Origin of the sequence: Bacillus sp. OV166 (assembly GCF_900177675.1) — a bacterium.
Lineage (GTDB): Bacteria > Bacillota > Bacilli > Bacillales > Cytobacillaceae > Neobacillus.
The window spans coordinates 1,000,634-1,016,345 of sequence record NZ_FXWM01000001.1 but is presented as its reverse complement, the minus strand read 5'-3'; the positions used below and the strand labels follow the sequence as shown (position 1 = coordinate 1,016,345).

General features: G+C 40.7%; 11 protein-coding genes and 5 pseudogenes. 2 read left to right on the top strand and 14 right to left on the bottom strand.

The window, feature by feature from the left end; genetic code table 11:
* Positions 1-476 precede the first annotated feature (476 nt).
* The 10 genes and pseudogenes from CCK98_RS36060 to CCK98_RS04700 all read right to left on the bottom strand — a co-directional run bounded on the left by CCK98_RS36060 (position 477) and on the right by CCK98_RS04700 (position 11,198).
* A pseudogene (locus CCK98_RS36060) lies at positions 477-1,199 on the bottom strand (GerAB/ArcD/ProY family transporter).
* A 590-nt stretch (positions 1,200-1,789) separates the two neighbouring features.
* Positions 1,790-3,082, bottom strand: a complete 1,293-nt coding sequence (locus tag CCK98_RS04735) for an MFS transporter (RefSeq protein WP_088085515.1) — start codon at positions 3,080-3,082, stop codon at positions 1,790-1,792.
* An 87-nt stretch (positions 3,083-3,169) separates the two neighbouring features.
* Positions 3,170-3,346, bottom strand: coding sequence for a hypothetical protein (locus CCK98_RS36970; RefSeq protein WP_373408522.1), 177 nt, complete (start codon positions 3,344-3,346; stop codon positions 3,170-3,172).
* 393 nt (positions 3,347-3,739) lie between these two features.
* A complete protein-coding gene (locus tag CCK98_RS36965; protein ID WP_373408482.1) occupies positions 3,740-3,919 on the bottom strand; it encodes an aminopeptidase P family N-terminal domain-containing protein in 180 nt (59 codons plus the stop codon).
* A gap of 52 nt (positions 3,920-3,971) precedes the next feature.
* The gene (locus tag CCK98_RS04725; protein ID WP_088085514.1) at positions 3,972-5,408 is read right to left on the bottom strand and encodes an aldehyde dehydrogenase family protein; all 1,437 of its coding nucleotides are present in this window, start codon (positions 5,406-5,408) and stop codon (positions 3,972-3,974) included.
* A 25-nt stretch (positions 5,409-5,433) separates the two neighbouring features.
* A pseudogene (locus CCK98_RS04720) lies at positions 5,434-6,489 on the bottom strand (homoserine dehydrogenase).
* A gap of 4 nt (positions 6,490-6,493) precedes the next feature.
* A complete protein-coding gene (locus CCK98_RS04715; protein ID WP_088085513.1) occupies positions 6,494-7,732 on the bottom strand; it encodes a M20 family metallopeptidase in 1,239 nt (412 codons plus the stop codon).
* A 33-nt stretch (positions 7,733-7,765) separates the two neighbouring features.
* The gene (locus tag CCK98_RS04710) at positions 7,766-8,968 is read right to left on the bottom strand and encodes a cystathionine gamma-synthase family protein (protein ID WP_088085512.1); all 1,203 of its coding nucleotides are present in this window, start codon (positions 8,966-8,968) and stop codon (positions 7,766-7,768) included.
* A 15-nt stretch (positions 8,969-8,983) separates the two neighbouring features.
* On the bottom strand, positions 8,984-9,988 hold the full coding sequence (locus CCK98_RS04705; protein ID WP_088085511.1) for a cyclodeaminase: 1,005 nt from the start codon (positions 9,986-9,988) through the stop codon (positions 8,984-8,986).
* 25 nt (positions 9,989-10,013) lie between these two features.
* Positions 10,014-11,198: a M24 family metallopeptidase gene (locus CCK98_RS04700; protein WP_088085510.1), complete on the bottom strand. Its 1,185-nt coding sequence runs from the start codon at positions 11,196-11,198 to the stop codon at positions 10,014-10,016.
* A 503-nt stretch (positions 11,199-11,701) separates the two neighbouring features.
* Here CCK98_RS04700 and CCK98_RS04695 point away from each other — a divergent pair.
* Positions 11,702-12,877 carry a Xaa-Pro peptidase family protein gene (locus tag CCK98_RS04695; protein WP_088085509.1) on the top strand — a complete coding sequence of 392 codons (1,176 nt, stop codon included), beginning with the start codon at positions 11,702-11,704 and terminating at the stop codon, positions 12,875-12,877.
* Between the two features lie 163 nt (positions 12,878-13,040).
* Here the strand turns inward: CCK98_RS04695 and pdxS are convergent, their stop codons facing one another.
* A complete protein-coding gene (gene pdxS, locus CCK98_RS04690; protein WP_088085508.1) occupies positions 13,041-13,922 on the bottom strand; it encodes a pyridoxal 5'-phosphate synthase lyase subunit PdxS in 882 nt (293 codons plus the stop codon).
* A gap of 102 nt (positions 13,923-14,024) precedes the next feature.
* Positions 14,025-14,252 (bottom strand): annotated as a pseudogene (gene aspA, locus CCK98_RS34710) (aspartate ammonia-lyase); the annotation flags it as partial.
* Between the two features lie 24 nt (positions 14,253-14,276).
* Here aspA and CCK98_RS34705 point away from each other — a divergent pair.
* Positions 14,277-14,393: pseudogene (locus tag CCK98_RS34705) on the top strand (lyase family protein); the annotation flags it as partial.
* Between the two features lie 25 nt (positions 14,394-14,418).
* On the opposite strand, the pseudogene CCK98_RS34700 reads toward CCK98_RS34705, so the two are convergent.
* Positions 14,419-14,679, bottom strand: a pseudogene (locus CCK98_RS34700) (lyase family protein); the annotation flags it as partial.
* Between the two features lie 5 nt (positions 14,680-14,684).
* Positions 14,685-15,689: a hydroxyectoine utilization dehydratase EutB gene (gene eutB / locus CCK98_RS04680; protein ID WP_088085507.1), complete on the bottom strand. Its 1,005-nt coding sequence runs from the start codon at positions 15,687-15,689 to the stop codon at positions 14,685-14,687.
* Positions 15,690-15,712 lie beyond the last annotated feature (23 nt).

Below are 15,712 nucleotides of genomic sequence, written 5' to 3'. Positions count from 1 at the left end.
GTTTGAAAGATTGCGTTTAGGTGATATTTTTCTAATTGCTGATTCGTCAAATGTTGTGTTCGATAAAGGATTTTTCTTCACTTGGCTTACTTTAAAAGTCTTACTGTGTTTTTGTAATGGGAGTATAGTTCCTTACCCATGTTATGATGGATAAAATAATAGACAGCGAAATAAGGAATATGTAAAATACCCAAGGATAATCATTGATTACTTTGGACTGCCAAGGCCAAAGTAATTTTTCCATTGTCAGATTCAGCTCCTTTTCATTCTAAAATCCACTTTTTTTCATTTGGTTGATGGAAATTTTTTTGCGAATGACTGCCACGATCAATAGCAGACTTGGGAGTATCATATAAGCTGTTATTGACTTATATCTAATGTTTTTTGCAGAATACCAATGTTCTGAAGTGTTCCTTGATAGAGTTATTCCTAAAAAGAGGACAACAACCACTATAGGAAGAACGAGTACCCTGCTGTCACGAAGGTACAACAATTGCTGTATTCCTCGAATGGCTCCATATTTGTATCGTCACTTTAAAAAAGGCGGTGCCAATAAAATACAAAATTCCCAGTGCATCAAGATTTTCAAGAAAGTCCGCAACAGAGATCACTTTCACTAACCTGTATAAGGGATACCTATTCGTTGAAAAAATTCCTTCACCAAAGGTAAGAATGGTCAGTATATCGAAACTGGAAAGGAGAATTCCGTATAATATGGTTGCTATGATAGTCGTTTTTATAATGCGTTTCGGATGTAAAGTTAATGTCCAGATCATCGCAAACTAAATGGTCTCCCAAAATGATTGTAGGATGCCAATCGGCCATACAGCTTTCCAAACACGCCCCCATCCTTCTCCCAAAACCGGCTGTAAACGCTCGATATGAATTGTATTTGAGGCAAATATTAAAATGATCTCAATCAAAAACAAAATGACAGGTAAAATGATTTCTCCGAGCCGGGCTAGAACTTCAATTCCACTAAACAACGCATAGGTGATGGCAATCATAAATACGCAAAGTATGATCCAATTAGGAGTACCCAATGAGATGAGATCCTTTATATCACCCAGTGTACGACTCGCGGTATATAAAAAATGAAGGCTATAGAACCACGCAATGGGGGTTGTCTTGTTATCGTACTCTACAATTTTTCCATTAGGGTATTCTTTAACAAGTCCATTTTCTGTTTCATAAACAATATATGTGTCATTGGCTTTTGCATCAATTTTATTCCACCCTGTCTTAAATAGGATTCTTTAATCATGTTTCTCTTGGATATCCCCCTGGCTTCATAAACGGGGCCGAGCGGCAGTCGAAGCTCATGTAGATCCGATGTATCTTAACTGCGCACACCTTGGCTTATATGTCCGTTCAAGAAACAGGGAAGCTATACCGTGGTCGGACAAAATTATCCGCATGATTTTACAGTTATTGTTAGTACGATACTAATGACGGGATAGGTATGTCCTTTTATAGTGTTATTTACAAAAAAAGTAAAAAACAAACCAATGGTTTGACCGAATTATCTATCACCCCCTACTTTATTTTTTAAATTATTTCATTTCGATTTTATTTTGTCCTGTTTAACCGTTATTGCATGGTTTAGCTTATGTGTCTCGTTTCATCTATTAACAACAAAATTTTAAAGTGGACCCTCTTACTTGTCGTTAGTCTAGCCTTTCTTTCAGTCCTTTCCATTCTACACTTATGGGTCCTGTCACTCACAGTTTCATAAAAAAAGCCCTTCGCTCAATGGTAGTAAAGGGCTGGAAATTTTAGTATCTACAAACTAAATTACTTTTTTATTTCCATTAGTCGAGGTATTCTTCCTTCCATTCACTTCTTTCGCTGATTTAGGCAAAAGCATAATCGACACGATGGCCATTAATCCTGTTCCTATCAAGAAGAAGGCAGGCATTAATTTATTGCCTGTAGATGTCTGCAATGAAGTGATGATGAAAGGTGCACCGCCACCAAAAATGGCCGTCGATACATTATAAGAAATACCATAGGCACTATTTCTTACCCGATTTGGAAACAGCATTGGAAGTGTAGAAGGGAAAACACCAATAAAGAGTGCAACGATAATACTTAAAGCAAAATAACCGACCAATGGACCTGCTGGCGATCCACTTGAGATGAAAGCGATGATAGGGATGGCAGTGAATATAGCCAATAAGGCTGATAAAAGCAGAAACCTCTTTCTACCATAGCGATCGGCCAGAGTCCCAAAAATCGGAAAGAGGATCATCATGAACACCATCCCGCATGTCGTGACCACTAGTGATTGGAGAGTCGTTAACCCAACTTGTGTCTCGAAATAAGAAGGAAGAAAGGTCAATAACGTGTAATAAGCGCCATTTGCGAACGCCACACTTAAAAATGAAATAACAAGCGGCTTCCGGGCAGTTGAGAACATCTCTTTCAAAGGATTGTTTGACAAAGTGTTTTCATTCTTCATTTTAATAAAAGTTGGTGTATCATCAATTTTCGTTCTGACATACATTCCGACTAACGCTAAAGGCAGTGAACAAATAAACGGGATACGCCATCCCCATGCTGCCATATCGTCTGTGCTGAGTATCGAATTAAGCACAGTAACAAAAATAGAACCAATAATGTAGCCTAGCAGTGATCCTGATTCAAGTAAACTAGTGAATAGTCCGCGTCGGGAATTAGGGGCAGACTCATTCATAAATACTGACGCACCAGTATATTCCCCGCCAGCGGCTAATCCCTGTGTCATCCGCATCAAAATTAATAACAGCGGAGCAATAAAACCGATTGACACATAATTAGGAATTAGACCAATGATTGCAGTAGAAGAAGACATCATCAGAATCGTGACGACTAATATCTTCTTTCGCCCCAACCTGTCACCGATTGAGCCAAAAATCAATCCGCCTAGCGGCCTAAAGAAAAACGAAATGGCAAACACCGCAAAACCGTAAAGCAAAGCTACCGAACTACTCTCTTCTGGAAAAAACTGCGCTCCGATAATTGCTGCAGTATAACTATAGATACCGTATTCATACCATTCGACTAGATTCCCTATTGCAGTAGCCATTATAGCTTTCTTCATTCATGCACCATCCCCTTTGTTTGAAAACTCATCCCTTGTTCAGAGATGAAGGATCTCACTATACAAATTCTTTCAAAGTCAAGTTTCTTAGCAGCTGGGCAAAGTTTCGCATCCCGTTTCAGTGATTCTGATTGACTCGCTCGTAATGATCCAACCATATCCCGGAATAAGGTGGAAGATCATATTAGGCTGCAAAATAGATTTGTCGCTTTTTCGAATACTTACGGTGTGCTCGCCCCAATCTGGAGGGTAATTCAGTCCCATTGAATATCCAAGACGCGATTCTTTCACAAAGCCCTTTTCTCAATCGTTTTTCTCCATGTTTCTTCAATTTCTTCACAAGCAATGCCTGACAAATCATATCTAAACATGCATTTATACCTTCTACCGCAATCTATGAAAGGGTTTGCATTTAGTCCTTTGGTCTTCCAATCTGAACGGTTCGGGCTAGTGGCGAATGATACCTCTTATAGCCAGCCTGCTAATTCCAAAATTACGGCGTCTTCGTCTTTATAACCGGTCATCCGTCCAGGTTAAATGTGGAGTAGAAGTTTTTTCGCCTGACGGCAATAGTGGAACGATTGCCGGATAATCAGACCTTTTTTAAGTTGTTCATAGCTTTAATGTATCTATTTCTACACCAACAGAGCGGTTATCTTAGTCAATAATGAGAACTAACATCTGATACATATAAATCGACCAGCCATCGTAGCCAGATAGGTAATTAATTTTAGCCGGATCGGTGATAAGCAGAACATCGATTCCTTTTTGCATCATTCGTTCTTTTGTTTTACGAGTTCTCTCTTTATACTCATAGGTTGTAAATGACTTGAGCAAATTTCCTTCTTCATCTGGAATCAATTTTCTAAATTGTTTTATCTTTACCGATCTAATTTAACTTAAAGCACACTACTTTTGGTTCGGTCATTTCTTGGAGGGCAAACTTAATGCCTTCTCTGCCTAAACCAGATTTTTTTACTCCGCCGAACGGCATAGCATCAATCCGATAGTCGCTGCTGTCATTGATCATAATGCCGCCAACATCCAATTGAGCAATGGCCTTGTGCGCTTTTTCAAGGTTTTTCGTGAAAATACCAGCCTGCAAACCATAATCAACGTTGTTTGATTTTTCAATGGCTTCTTCCAAATCCGCTACCGGGTAAAGAAGAACCACTGGACCAAAAATTTCTTCCTTAGCAATTTTACAATTCTCAGGAACATTTGTTAAAACAGTCGGAGAGTAAAATGCTCCGTTCCGCTGTCCGCCAGTAAGTAGAAGGGCGCCTTTTTCAATCGCTTCCTGAACCAATTTTTCAACACGGATTGCTTCTTTTTCCGTAATCAGCGGCCCCATATCTGTTAGGTTAGATTGCTTATCCCCTACACAGTATTGCTCCGTTCGCGAAATAAACGCTTTTTGGAATGTCTCATAAATGCTTTCTTGAATATAAATACGCTGTACACCGAGACAATTCTGACCGGCTGCCCAAAATGCTCCTGATACAGACGATTCAACGGCATCCTCAAGATCTGCATCTTCCAAAACAATAACCGGAGAATTCGATCCAAGCTCCATACTAATTTTTTTCAAGCCAGCTTTACGAACAATATCTTCTCCTGCTTTCAATCCCCCTGTGAAGCTAATCATTCGAATAGCAGGATGGATGACAAGAATATCGCCGATCTCACGTCCATGCCCTGTAATAACAGATAAAACTTTAGGCGGGAGTCCCGCGTATGAGAATGCTTCAGCAAGCAATAGAGCACTTAACGGTGTTACAGTTGCTGGTTTCACGATAATCGCATTACCAGATGCAATGGCTGGTCCAACTTTGTGAGCAACAAGGTTTAATGGATCATTAAATGGTGTAATAGCTGCGATAATCCCAATTGGGAAACGGTAATAATAGCCAACCCGATTCTCACTGCCAGGCATTTGATCAAAGGGAATCGTTTCACCATTAATTCGTCTGGCTTCTTCGGCACTAATTCTTAGTGTCTGAATACATCTTGCTGCCTCTTTTTGTGCTTCCCGAATCGTTTTGCTTCCTTCCTTACTGATGATGAAAGCATATTTTTCTTTATTTTCTTCTATATAATCTGCAGCAGCATTGATGATTCTGATTCTTTCGTGAACAGGCATTGAGGCAGCGATTTTCGCACCTTCTTTTGCCTCCTCGATACATTGAAGCATATCTTCTGTACTAGCAGCTGGAACGGTATCAATTAGACTATTATCTTGAGGGTCACGAACTTCAATAATCTCGTCGCTTCCTACCCATTTGCCGCCAATCAACATTTTCTGTCCTCTAATTTGATCTATCATCACTTTCCCACCCTTCTCTTTCTTTTTAAACAGTTACCGGTTTACGTTCACGGTTGATCGTAATCAAGTCTATTAAAAGAGAAAATCCTGTTTCTGTTTTACCAGCTCCCACCCCGCTTAATGTGACAGGACCAAGTAAATCACATTCATAGGTGATCGCATTAACAGCGCCGCCGATGGAAGCCAAAGAATCCGTAATTTCGACTTTTTCCGGTGCAACCTGTGCCACTACATTACCGTTTTCCTTTTTGACTTTCGCAAGCAGTTTCCATCGTTTTCCTTCAGCCTTTGCTTCTTCTATGTCTTTTAACGAAATATCGGAAATTCCTTTGCAGGAAACGTCTTCTACTTTTAACGGTACGCCCATGATATAATTTGCCAGAATGACAATCTTATATCGTGCATCGTAGCCCTCTACATCACTAGTAGGATCTGCTTCTGCATAGCCAAGATCCTGTGCTTCTTTTAAGGCTGCTTCATAGGAAACGCCTTCCTGTTCCATTTTCGTTAAAATATAATTGGTTGTACCATTCAATATTCCACGAATTTCCTTTATCTCATTTCCTGCTAACGTAACAATTGGCATTCTTAATGATGGAGTACCACTCATGACGGTACCTTCAAAGCCCCAAGAGACATCATGCTTTTCAGCAATTTCGGATAGCTCCTTATAGGCAAGGGCAACTGGACCTTTATTGGTCATCACCACATTTTTTCCGCTCTTAAACGCTGCTTTGCAGTGGTCGATCGCAGGCTGCCCTGTTTTTACATCTGTATAGGACACCTCAATAATCGTATCGGCATTTGTCTGGGTGATGGTTTTAAAACTGTCCTATCCTGTGATTAATCCAGGTGTTTGCGGATAATTTTCTATATTTCCTGTTTCACGTAAAGTCTTTAAAACCACTTCTAAATCAAGGCCGTTCGGGTTATAGATGGAGCCTTTTATAAAATCAGAGATTGCAACAATAGTTGCTTCAAATCCTTCTTTTTGCTTTAATTCTTCTTTTTTCTCCAGCAATATTTCGGCTAAACCCTGACCCACAACACCGAATCCGATAAAAGCTAATTTATGAGACATGTACCTAAACCTCCGTTTTTTTGTTAATTGGTAAATGGGATTTTTTTTGCAAAAAGTTCACAGCTGTCTGAGTAAGGATTGCTGCGCCTTTTGTCAAGCTGCTCTCATCAAAATCAAAGATAGGGGTGTGCAAATCCCTTTGAATTCCATCTTTTGTTCCACTTCCTAGGAAAAATAAAGCACCTGGCAGTTTTTGCGTCACATAGCCAAAGTCTTCTCCGCCCATGCCAAACGGACGCTTGACAATCTGTAAATCCGGATACATTTCTTCCATCGACTTTAAAAATAAACGGTTTATATGAGCGTCATTGTTTAAAGCCGGTTCTCCTCTTTCAACATCGAGCGAATAGCTGCCGCCCATTGGTTCAACGATGGACAGTGCCTTTTTTAACTCTGAACTCAATAAATCACGAGCTTCAGGTGTATAGCTGCGGATGGTACCTGTAATCACGATTTCATTAGGAATAATATTACTTGCGGTACCAGCATGGATTTGCCCAATACTAATCACCCCAGCCTCTAAAGCCGACAGTTTTCGGGCAACAATCCCATGCAATGCCTGCATCACTACTCCAAGCATCCAAATTGGATCTGTTCCCATCTCTGGATAAGCGCCATGGCCGCCCGTTCCAAAAATTTTAGCCGTAAATACATCAACATTGGCCATGCTGTATCCATTGTTCACTTGTGCTGCACCATCAGGAAGCCAAGGGCACATATGAAGGGCAATAGCAGCATCTACATTGTCATAGGCACCTGCTTGAACCATGTATGGCGAGCCCGAAAGTCCGTTTTCATCTGTTGCCTCTTCTGCAGGCTGGAAAATAAATTTGATGGTTCCTTTCAGTCCTTCTTTTTCAAATTTAGCTGCCAGAAGATGGGCTGCTCCAAGTAAGATCGCCGTATGGGCATCATGTCCGCAAGCATGCATGACCCCTTCATTTTTCGATTTATAGTCGAACGTGTTTTCTTCCTTAATCGGAAGCGCGTCCATATCAGCACGGATCGCAATCACTGGTCCTTCTCCAGAAGTTAACGTAGCGACTACACTTGTTTCTACTCCAATACCAGTTTCAACATGTATACCCTTTATATTTTTCAGTGTTTCCGCAACAAAATTAGAGGTCCCGAACTCTTGAAAACTGAGTTCGGGATGTTGATGAAACTGACGCCTCCATTCGATCAGCTTAGCTGATAACTCGTTTGCCTGAACCACTGTAGGATGATCGGTATGTTCTGCCATCTGCTACTTGCCTCCTGCCATTCGAATGGAAGATTACTTCACTTTTAAAATACTATCAACGTGGTTGAATGCTTGCTCAAAATCAGCAATGATATCATCAATTTCTTCAATTCCACAAGAAATACGGATAAGCCCTTCAGGAATTCCCATAGCCGCGCGTTCTTCTGGTGTACATTCTACATGGCTTGTTGTACGAGCTGGTCCAACAGTTGTTTCTACTGCACCTAAGTTAGCAGCGCGGTTAGCATACTGTAATTTAGGAAGAAGATCTCGAACTGTATCCACACCGCCCTTAACTGCAAAGCTAAGCATGCCGCCAAAGTCTTTCATTTGTTTTTTCGCAACATCATGGTGCGGATGTGTTTCAAGACCTGGATAATAAACAGCTTCTACGATTTCTTTTGTTTGCAAATATTTTGCTAGAGCCAAAGCATTTGCACATTGCTGACGAACACGTAAATGAAGGGTTTTCATCCCGCGTAAAATTAAATATGCTGCCATTGGATCCATTGTGGCTCCGTTAATTTCACGGAAATGATAAATCTTTTCAACTAATTCTTCAGATCCGCATACCACACCGCCTAAGGCATCTGCGTGTCCTCCTAAAAACTTAGTTGCACTATGGATCACTAAATCAGCACCCAAGGAAAGCGGATTTTGATTCATTGGTGTACCAAATGTATTATCTACAACGACTAGTGCCCCAGCAGCTTTACCTGCCTTTGCCATCCGTTCAATATCGGTAATTTTTACAGTTGGGTTTGTTGGTGTTTCTAAATATAAAATTTTGCAGCCTTTTTCAACTTCCCGTTCAATTTGCTCGTGATTTCCAGTTTCACATAATGCTACTTCGATTTGCTGACGAGGTAAGAACTCAGTAAAGATTTTATTTGTACCACCATACGTATCTTTAATGGAAACAATGCGGTCCCCAGGTACTAAGAAAGTGGATAGTGTATTGCTGATTGCTGCCATCCCTGTTGAAAAGCTTGTGGCTGCTTCTGCTCCTTCAAGAATTTTGATTTTATCTTCAAAAGCCTGAACAGTTGGGTTTGTATTACGTCCATATATATGGCCTTTCTTTTTCCCAATTGCTACGTCATACCATTCATCCATATCGTCATATCCGTAAGCTACACTTAATACAACTGGTACTTGTGTTGCTCCATGTACTAAATAATCCTTTTCTCCTGCCCATACTGCTTTCGTTCCCATTTTTGTATTTGTGTTTGTCATTAAAACCACTCCTCTTTAGTTTTTTAATAAATTTTTGTTATCTCCGATTTTTAACCCTTTATTTCTTTTGATCATTTCTTGATAGGCAAACAGGGCAATAGCTGTATCTTGTACACCCGTTCCTGTTAAATCACAAACGGTAATTTGTTCATTATTTTCACGACCGGCCACCTTCAAGGATGTCAGGTCACCTAATTCCACAACCTGTGACTCCTCGGTAAGTACACCCGCTGTAAGAGCATGATGAAGTTCCCCTAAGCGAGCGCATTGAGCTTTTGTATCACAGACAAGAATGTCTGCTTTTGCCAATACTTCCGGCTCTAATTCTTGCTTATGTTCAGCATCCGATCCCATAGCTGTAATATGAAGACCTGGATGCAGCCATTCTGCTTTTATCATCGGCTCTTTTGCCGGGGTCGTAGTAATTACAGTATCACTGTTTCTGACCACCGCTTCAGCACTTTCAGCCGCAACGACTTCTACCCCTAATTCAGCTGTCATTTCTTCAGCAAATTTTTGGGAGCGTTCCAATGACCGAGCATATACGAGAACTTTAGTAAACTTCCTCACTATGTTTAGCGCTCTAAGCTGATATCTTGCCTGGCTTCCTGCCCCGATGACACCGACAGTTTCAATTGTATTTTTGGAAAGATGGGCAGCCGCAACCGCACCTGCAGCAGCCGTACGAACATCTGTTAAGTATCCATTGTCTAGCAATATCGCTTCCGGAACTCCGGTTTGCGTGTTAATTAAGATCATCATTCCATTTCCAGTCGGCAGCCCTAGCTGATAATTATTGAAAAACCCGGAAGATATCTTAATCGCAAACATCTCTTTTCCCTTGATATAAGCAGTTTTGACATCCACTTCACCATTTTGATCCACAATGTCCACTCTCATAATGGGCGGCATCACAGCCTCATTATTTGATAGTTTGGTAAATGCATCTTGGACTAATTTCACTGCCTCGAGATTTAGTTGAACATATTGCTTTAGTTCTTGTTCTGTAAAAATAAGCACCGGTCTTTACACCTCCATTTTAGTTTTACTTTGAAAACTGATGACCTTTTAAAGTCAAGTCCCTTGGGAGATTGGCAAACGTTTCACAGCCGTTTTCCGTAATTCGGATTGACTCACTCACTTCAAATCCATAATCATCTAGCCACAATCCCGGAATGAGATGGATTGTCATATTAGGCTGCAGGATCGTTTTATCGCCTTTTCGTATGCTTACGGTGTGCTCGCCCCAATCCGGTGGATAATTACATCCCATTGAGTAGCCCAACCGGGATTCTTTCACAAATCCACTTTTCTCAATTGTTTTTCTCCATGTTTCTTCAATCTCTTCGCAGGCAATGCCTGGGCGAATCATATCCAAGCAGGCGTTAATGCCTTCTACCGCTACACTTGAAAGGGTTTTCATTTCATCCTTTGGTCTGCCAATCTGAACTGTTCTTGCAAGCGGTGAATGATAACGTTTATAACATCCAGCCACCTCTAAAATAACGGCGTCCCCATCTTTATAGCGGTCATCCGTCCAGGTTAAATGTGGTGTAGAAGTTTTTTCTCCGGATGGCAGCAGTGGAACGATGGATGGATAATCTCCGCCAAATTCTTCAGTTCCTGTAATCTGCGTGTAAAAAATCTTTGCTGCAACATCACATTCCCTGACGCCTGCTTCAATTAAATCGATTCCTGCCTGCATTGCCTTTTCTACAATCCTTGCCGCTCGTTTCATGTATTCAATTTCAACATCCGACTTTATCAAACGTACCCAATTGACTAGTAAAGTAGCATCTTGGAAAGAGGAATTCGGAAGTCCTTTCTTTAACTGTTCATAACACTTGGCTGTGAAATAATAGTTTTCCATTTCAACTCCAATGGAGCAGTTTCCTTTGCCAAATTCTTTTAATCGATCCGCTACAAAATCCATCGGATGCTTGATTTCAGAATGTACATAATCATCAGGATAAGAAATAATATTTTCATGAGAGAGCCATGTCGTTGCTTTTGCTCCGTTGGCATCCTGCCCCCGTCCAATCCATTTTGGCTGTTCTTCATCAATCATTAAGACCAGCATTTGATGCACATAAAACGACCATCCATCATACCCAGAAAGATAATTAAGGTTAGCTGGATCTGTAATAAGCAAAACATCGATTCCTTTTTGCATCATCCGTTCTTTTGTTTGACGGATTCTTTCTTTGTATTCTGTCATTGAAAATGACATATATTCTATCACTCCTACTTGTAAAATGACTTTGTTTAATTTTTGGGAATATTTCTATTTGATTGTATTATACAAAGTCATAAAAAGCTTTTTCACCTGATATTGTGTATGAAAGATTTTGACGATTTCTAGTCAAAATTATCAAATGAATGAACACTGTCAGTTATTAGCTTAATGACCAAGGCATTCATGCATTTCTATTGTTAGGATTATCTACTTTTAAATTATTCAAAATGTCCCAATTGAACTGTATATTATTCCGACAATCTGTAGGATGACAGTTCATTTCTAGTTCAGTATGATAGATAAGAAAAGCGGAAGCGCCCGTTTAGCGAGTATGGACTGGAGCGCTCTGACTGAGATAAAGGAAACACAGAGAGCGGGGAGATTCGATGTTGACTTATGAGGAGAGCGAAGTACACTAGTCGCTGGGCGCTGGACAATTCTCAAAGTTAAAATGATATAAATTCTAGTGTTAAAAACAATGAAGGAGAAATGCGAAAATGCTGCCATTTGAAAAAGTGGAATACCAAGAGCGAGTACGTAAAGTAAAAACTAGTATGGAAGAACAAGGAATAGAAGTATTATTGATTACAGACCCGGCGAATATGAATTATGTTTCGGGATATGATGCAATGTCCTATTACGTACCTCAATGCATTATCCTAGCAACAGATTTAGAAGAGCCAGTATGTATTGTAAGATTGCAAGATCTGTACTGTGCAACTGAAACAACCTGGATGTCAGAAGAAAATGTAATCGCGTATCCTGATAAATATTTGTGGGAGCCTAAAGTTCTCCATGTAATGGATTTTATTGGTGATTTTTTAAAAGAAAAAGGACTTCATACTAAAAAAACAGGTCTCGAATTCGATGCTTATTATTTTACTGCTCATTGGTATAAAAGGTTAGAAAGAAGTTTACCGGATGCAGAATTTATAGATACGACATCCCTTGTAAACTGGGTAAGAGGGCAAAAATCCGTAAAAGAATTAGAATACATGCAAATCGCTGCAAGAATCGTAGAAAAGACCATGTATAATGCAATCGAAAAGATTAATGTAGGCGTTAGAGAATCCCATGTTGCAGCAGGAGTATACAGCGACTTAGTGGAAGGAACAGGCGTGTACGGCGGTGAATATCCAGCACTGGCACCGGTCATGCCGGCGGGAGAAAGAACAGCTGGAGCCCACTTCTCATGGACAACAGAAGGAAAATATCAAGATGATCAATTAGTCTACATGGAATTATCAGGAAGTTATAAACGATATCATGCTCCCTTGACAAGGACCATCTTTATCGGAGAACCGCCTGTGAAAGTAAAAGATACAGCCAAGATTGTTATAGAGGGACTAAACACCGCACTAGCGGCCGTAAAGCCTGGGGTAACATGTGAAGAGGTAGAAAAAGCGTGGCAAACAACCATCAATAAATACGGTTTGGAAAAAGAATCAAGAATGGGCTATACCGTGGGCATTGGCTATCCGCCTGTGTGGATGGAAAATTCAGCATTTTTCAAACCGGGAGATAAGACAGTCTTAAAGCCGAATATGACGTTCCATATGATGCCTGGTATGTGGCTTGACGGCTATGGTGTGGCCATAACTGAAACTATTCGGGTTACGGATAATGGCTGTGAAACCATCACGAGATTCCCAAGAGAGTTGTTTGTAAAATAAAACAAAAACCAGATATCTGCTAAACCAATGGGTCCCTTGAAATAGCGGTACTTCTAAGGTTCGTAGTATCTGGTTTTTCAATTATTATAAACCTGTTTCTTCAATGAAAAACCGCCATAAAATCCTCTTTTAACGGATTATTATGACGGCCATTTACTTTAGATTACCAGCCGCGCTCCTGCATACGCTGTTCAGGATTTAAGCTGGATATTTCAATTCCCTTCATCGGTGTTCCTAGATTTTTTGAAAGATGGGCAATAAGTTCATAATCTTGGTAATGGGTTGTTGCTTCTACAATGGCTTTAGCAAATTTTTCTGGGTTTGCTGATTTAAAGATTCCAGATCCCACAAATACACCGTCAGACCCCAGCTCCATCATCAAGGCTGCATCAGCTGGAGTTGCGACTCCGCCAGCTGCAAAGTTTACGACAGGCAGACGTCCTGTTTCTCTTATTTGCAGTAAAAGTTCAAATGGCGCCTGCAAATCTTTCGCTTTAGTCATTAACTCATCGTGATTCATATTGGCCACTTGGCGAATTTGAGCTTGAATAAGGCGCATATGGCGAACAGCTTCGACAACATTACCTGTTCCAGGCTCTCCTTTTGTTCGAATCATTGATGCTCCTTCACCAACTCTTCTTAATGCTTCTCCAAGATTTCGGGCACCGCATACAAATGGCACCACGAATTTTCGTTTATCAAGATGATATTCTTCATCAGCAGGTGTTAAGACTTCACTTTCGTCAATATAGTCGACTCCAAGTGCTTCCAATACACGCGCCTCAACAATATGTCCAATTCTTGCTTTTGCCATAACCGGAATGGATACAGCATTCATGACTTGTTCCACTATCGTTGGCTCCGCCATACGTGCAACTCCGCCAGCTGCCCGGATATCTGATGGTACCCGTTCAAGTGCCATGACTGCTACTGCACCCGCTTCTTCTGCGATTTTTGCTTGTTCAGCATTGACAACGTCCATAATCACGCCGCCTTTTTGCATTTCCGCCATCCCTCTTTTTACTACATCTGAACCTGTTTCCATTATTCATGTCTCCCTTGCTGGTTTATGGTTGTTCATTGTTTCTGTAACTCTTTTTTATACAAAACTACTAAAAATCAGGAGTAGTTAAACTTCTCCTTTTCTTCAATCTCTATCAAGAAGAGAGGCACCAGCTATTCCTGGTTCGGTCATTTCATAAGGGTTTAAAATCAGATCTAATTCTTCCTCTGTTAACACATCGTATAGAAGGCATAGTTCACGAACTGATTTGCCTTTTACGATTGCTTCCCTTGCAATCCGTGCTGCCTCTTCATACCCAATATGCGGATTGACGGCTGTAATCATTCCTACACTTTTTTCTACATATTTCTTTTTTCATGGATGTACCGGCTCCGCCTTGAAATGGGGGCAACAGCTGTCGGAACGGGACTCAATGCGGACCCTCGCTATATTAAACAAGTGGTCGGCCATCTGGCTGATATTAGCGGTCTCCCGCTTACAGGGGCAGAACATCAGGGTCAACGATAAAAAATTCATGCCATTTTCCTTCAATGATTTCGTCTGCTGCTTTTACGATTGTTTCCCCAAGTCCTTCATATAAACTTTTCACGTCCATATTCGCGAGTGCTGCAGCCTTTTTTACCATCGCTAGAGCTTTAATTAAATCTTCATGAATTCGATAGCCTGTAATAGGGAAGTTCTCTACGGCTCGTAATGTTTGAATACCATAATAGACTTCCTTTGGTCCAAGGAAATCGCTTTCAATCCTTACATTACTAATACCGATACCATTTGACATAATTTTCACCCTCTGTTTTCAAACGTGTAATTTTGAATTAACGTAAGCAGTACGGAAAGGTCAACATTCTGTCCGCTGATAATAACAGCAATATCACCCTCTTGATGCGGGATTTTGCTCCCTAAAACGGCTGCAATCCCAGTCGCTGCGGCCCCCTCCATAATCATTCGGTGTTTGTCCATCATAAAGGCCATACTATAAGCAATTTCTTTTTCAGGAATGAGTACCACATCATCCATATATTGCTGTACCATTTGAAAGGTGTATTGATTATCAAGTCCAATTCCGCCTAGTAAACTATCAGCTAGAGTCTCGCTTTCCTCTAGCATGACTGGTTTGCCAGCTTTTAAACTTTCATACATGACGGCGGATTTTTCCATTGAAACCCCGGTTACTCTTATATCACAATCATTGGATTTCAATGCCAAACCAATTCCAGAAAGTAGTCCGCCGCCTGAAAGCGGAACAATCACATCTATTAATTGTGGAAGATCCTCTAGAAATTCCAACCCGATGGTTCCTTGTCCGGCAATAACATGGGGATCATCAAATGGCTCGATCACGGTTAATCCCTTCTCTTTTTCAAGCTCATAACAGCGCACACCAGCGGCATCCTGGCTATCACCGACGATCTCAATTTGAGCCCCAAGCCTTTTTAATGAGTCCACCTTTGCTTTTGGCACCCGATTTGAAATACATACAACTGCATCAATTCCAAGCTTTTTGGCAACATACGCAACCGCCATACCATGATTTCCCGTTGAGTATGTTGCAACTCCTCGTTTTCTTTCTTCTTCACTCAAGCTTAAGATTTTATTGGCCGCTCCCCTTACTTTAAATGCTCCAACCTCATGGACATTTTCTAGTTTTAAATAGACATTACGGCCAATTTTCTCTGATAAAATAGTAGATTGAATAACTGGCGTCCGATTGATGATCGGACTAATCCGTTTTCTTGCTTTCCAAACGTCACGGATGTTCATTTCTTTTGTCAGTTTTGTAGAAGTCATCGAATTCTCCCCTCCTCGTGTTA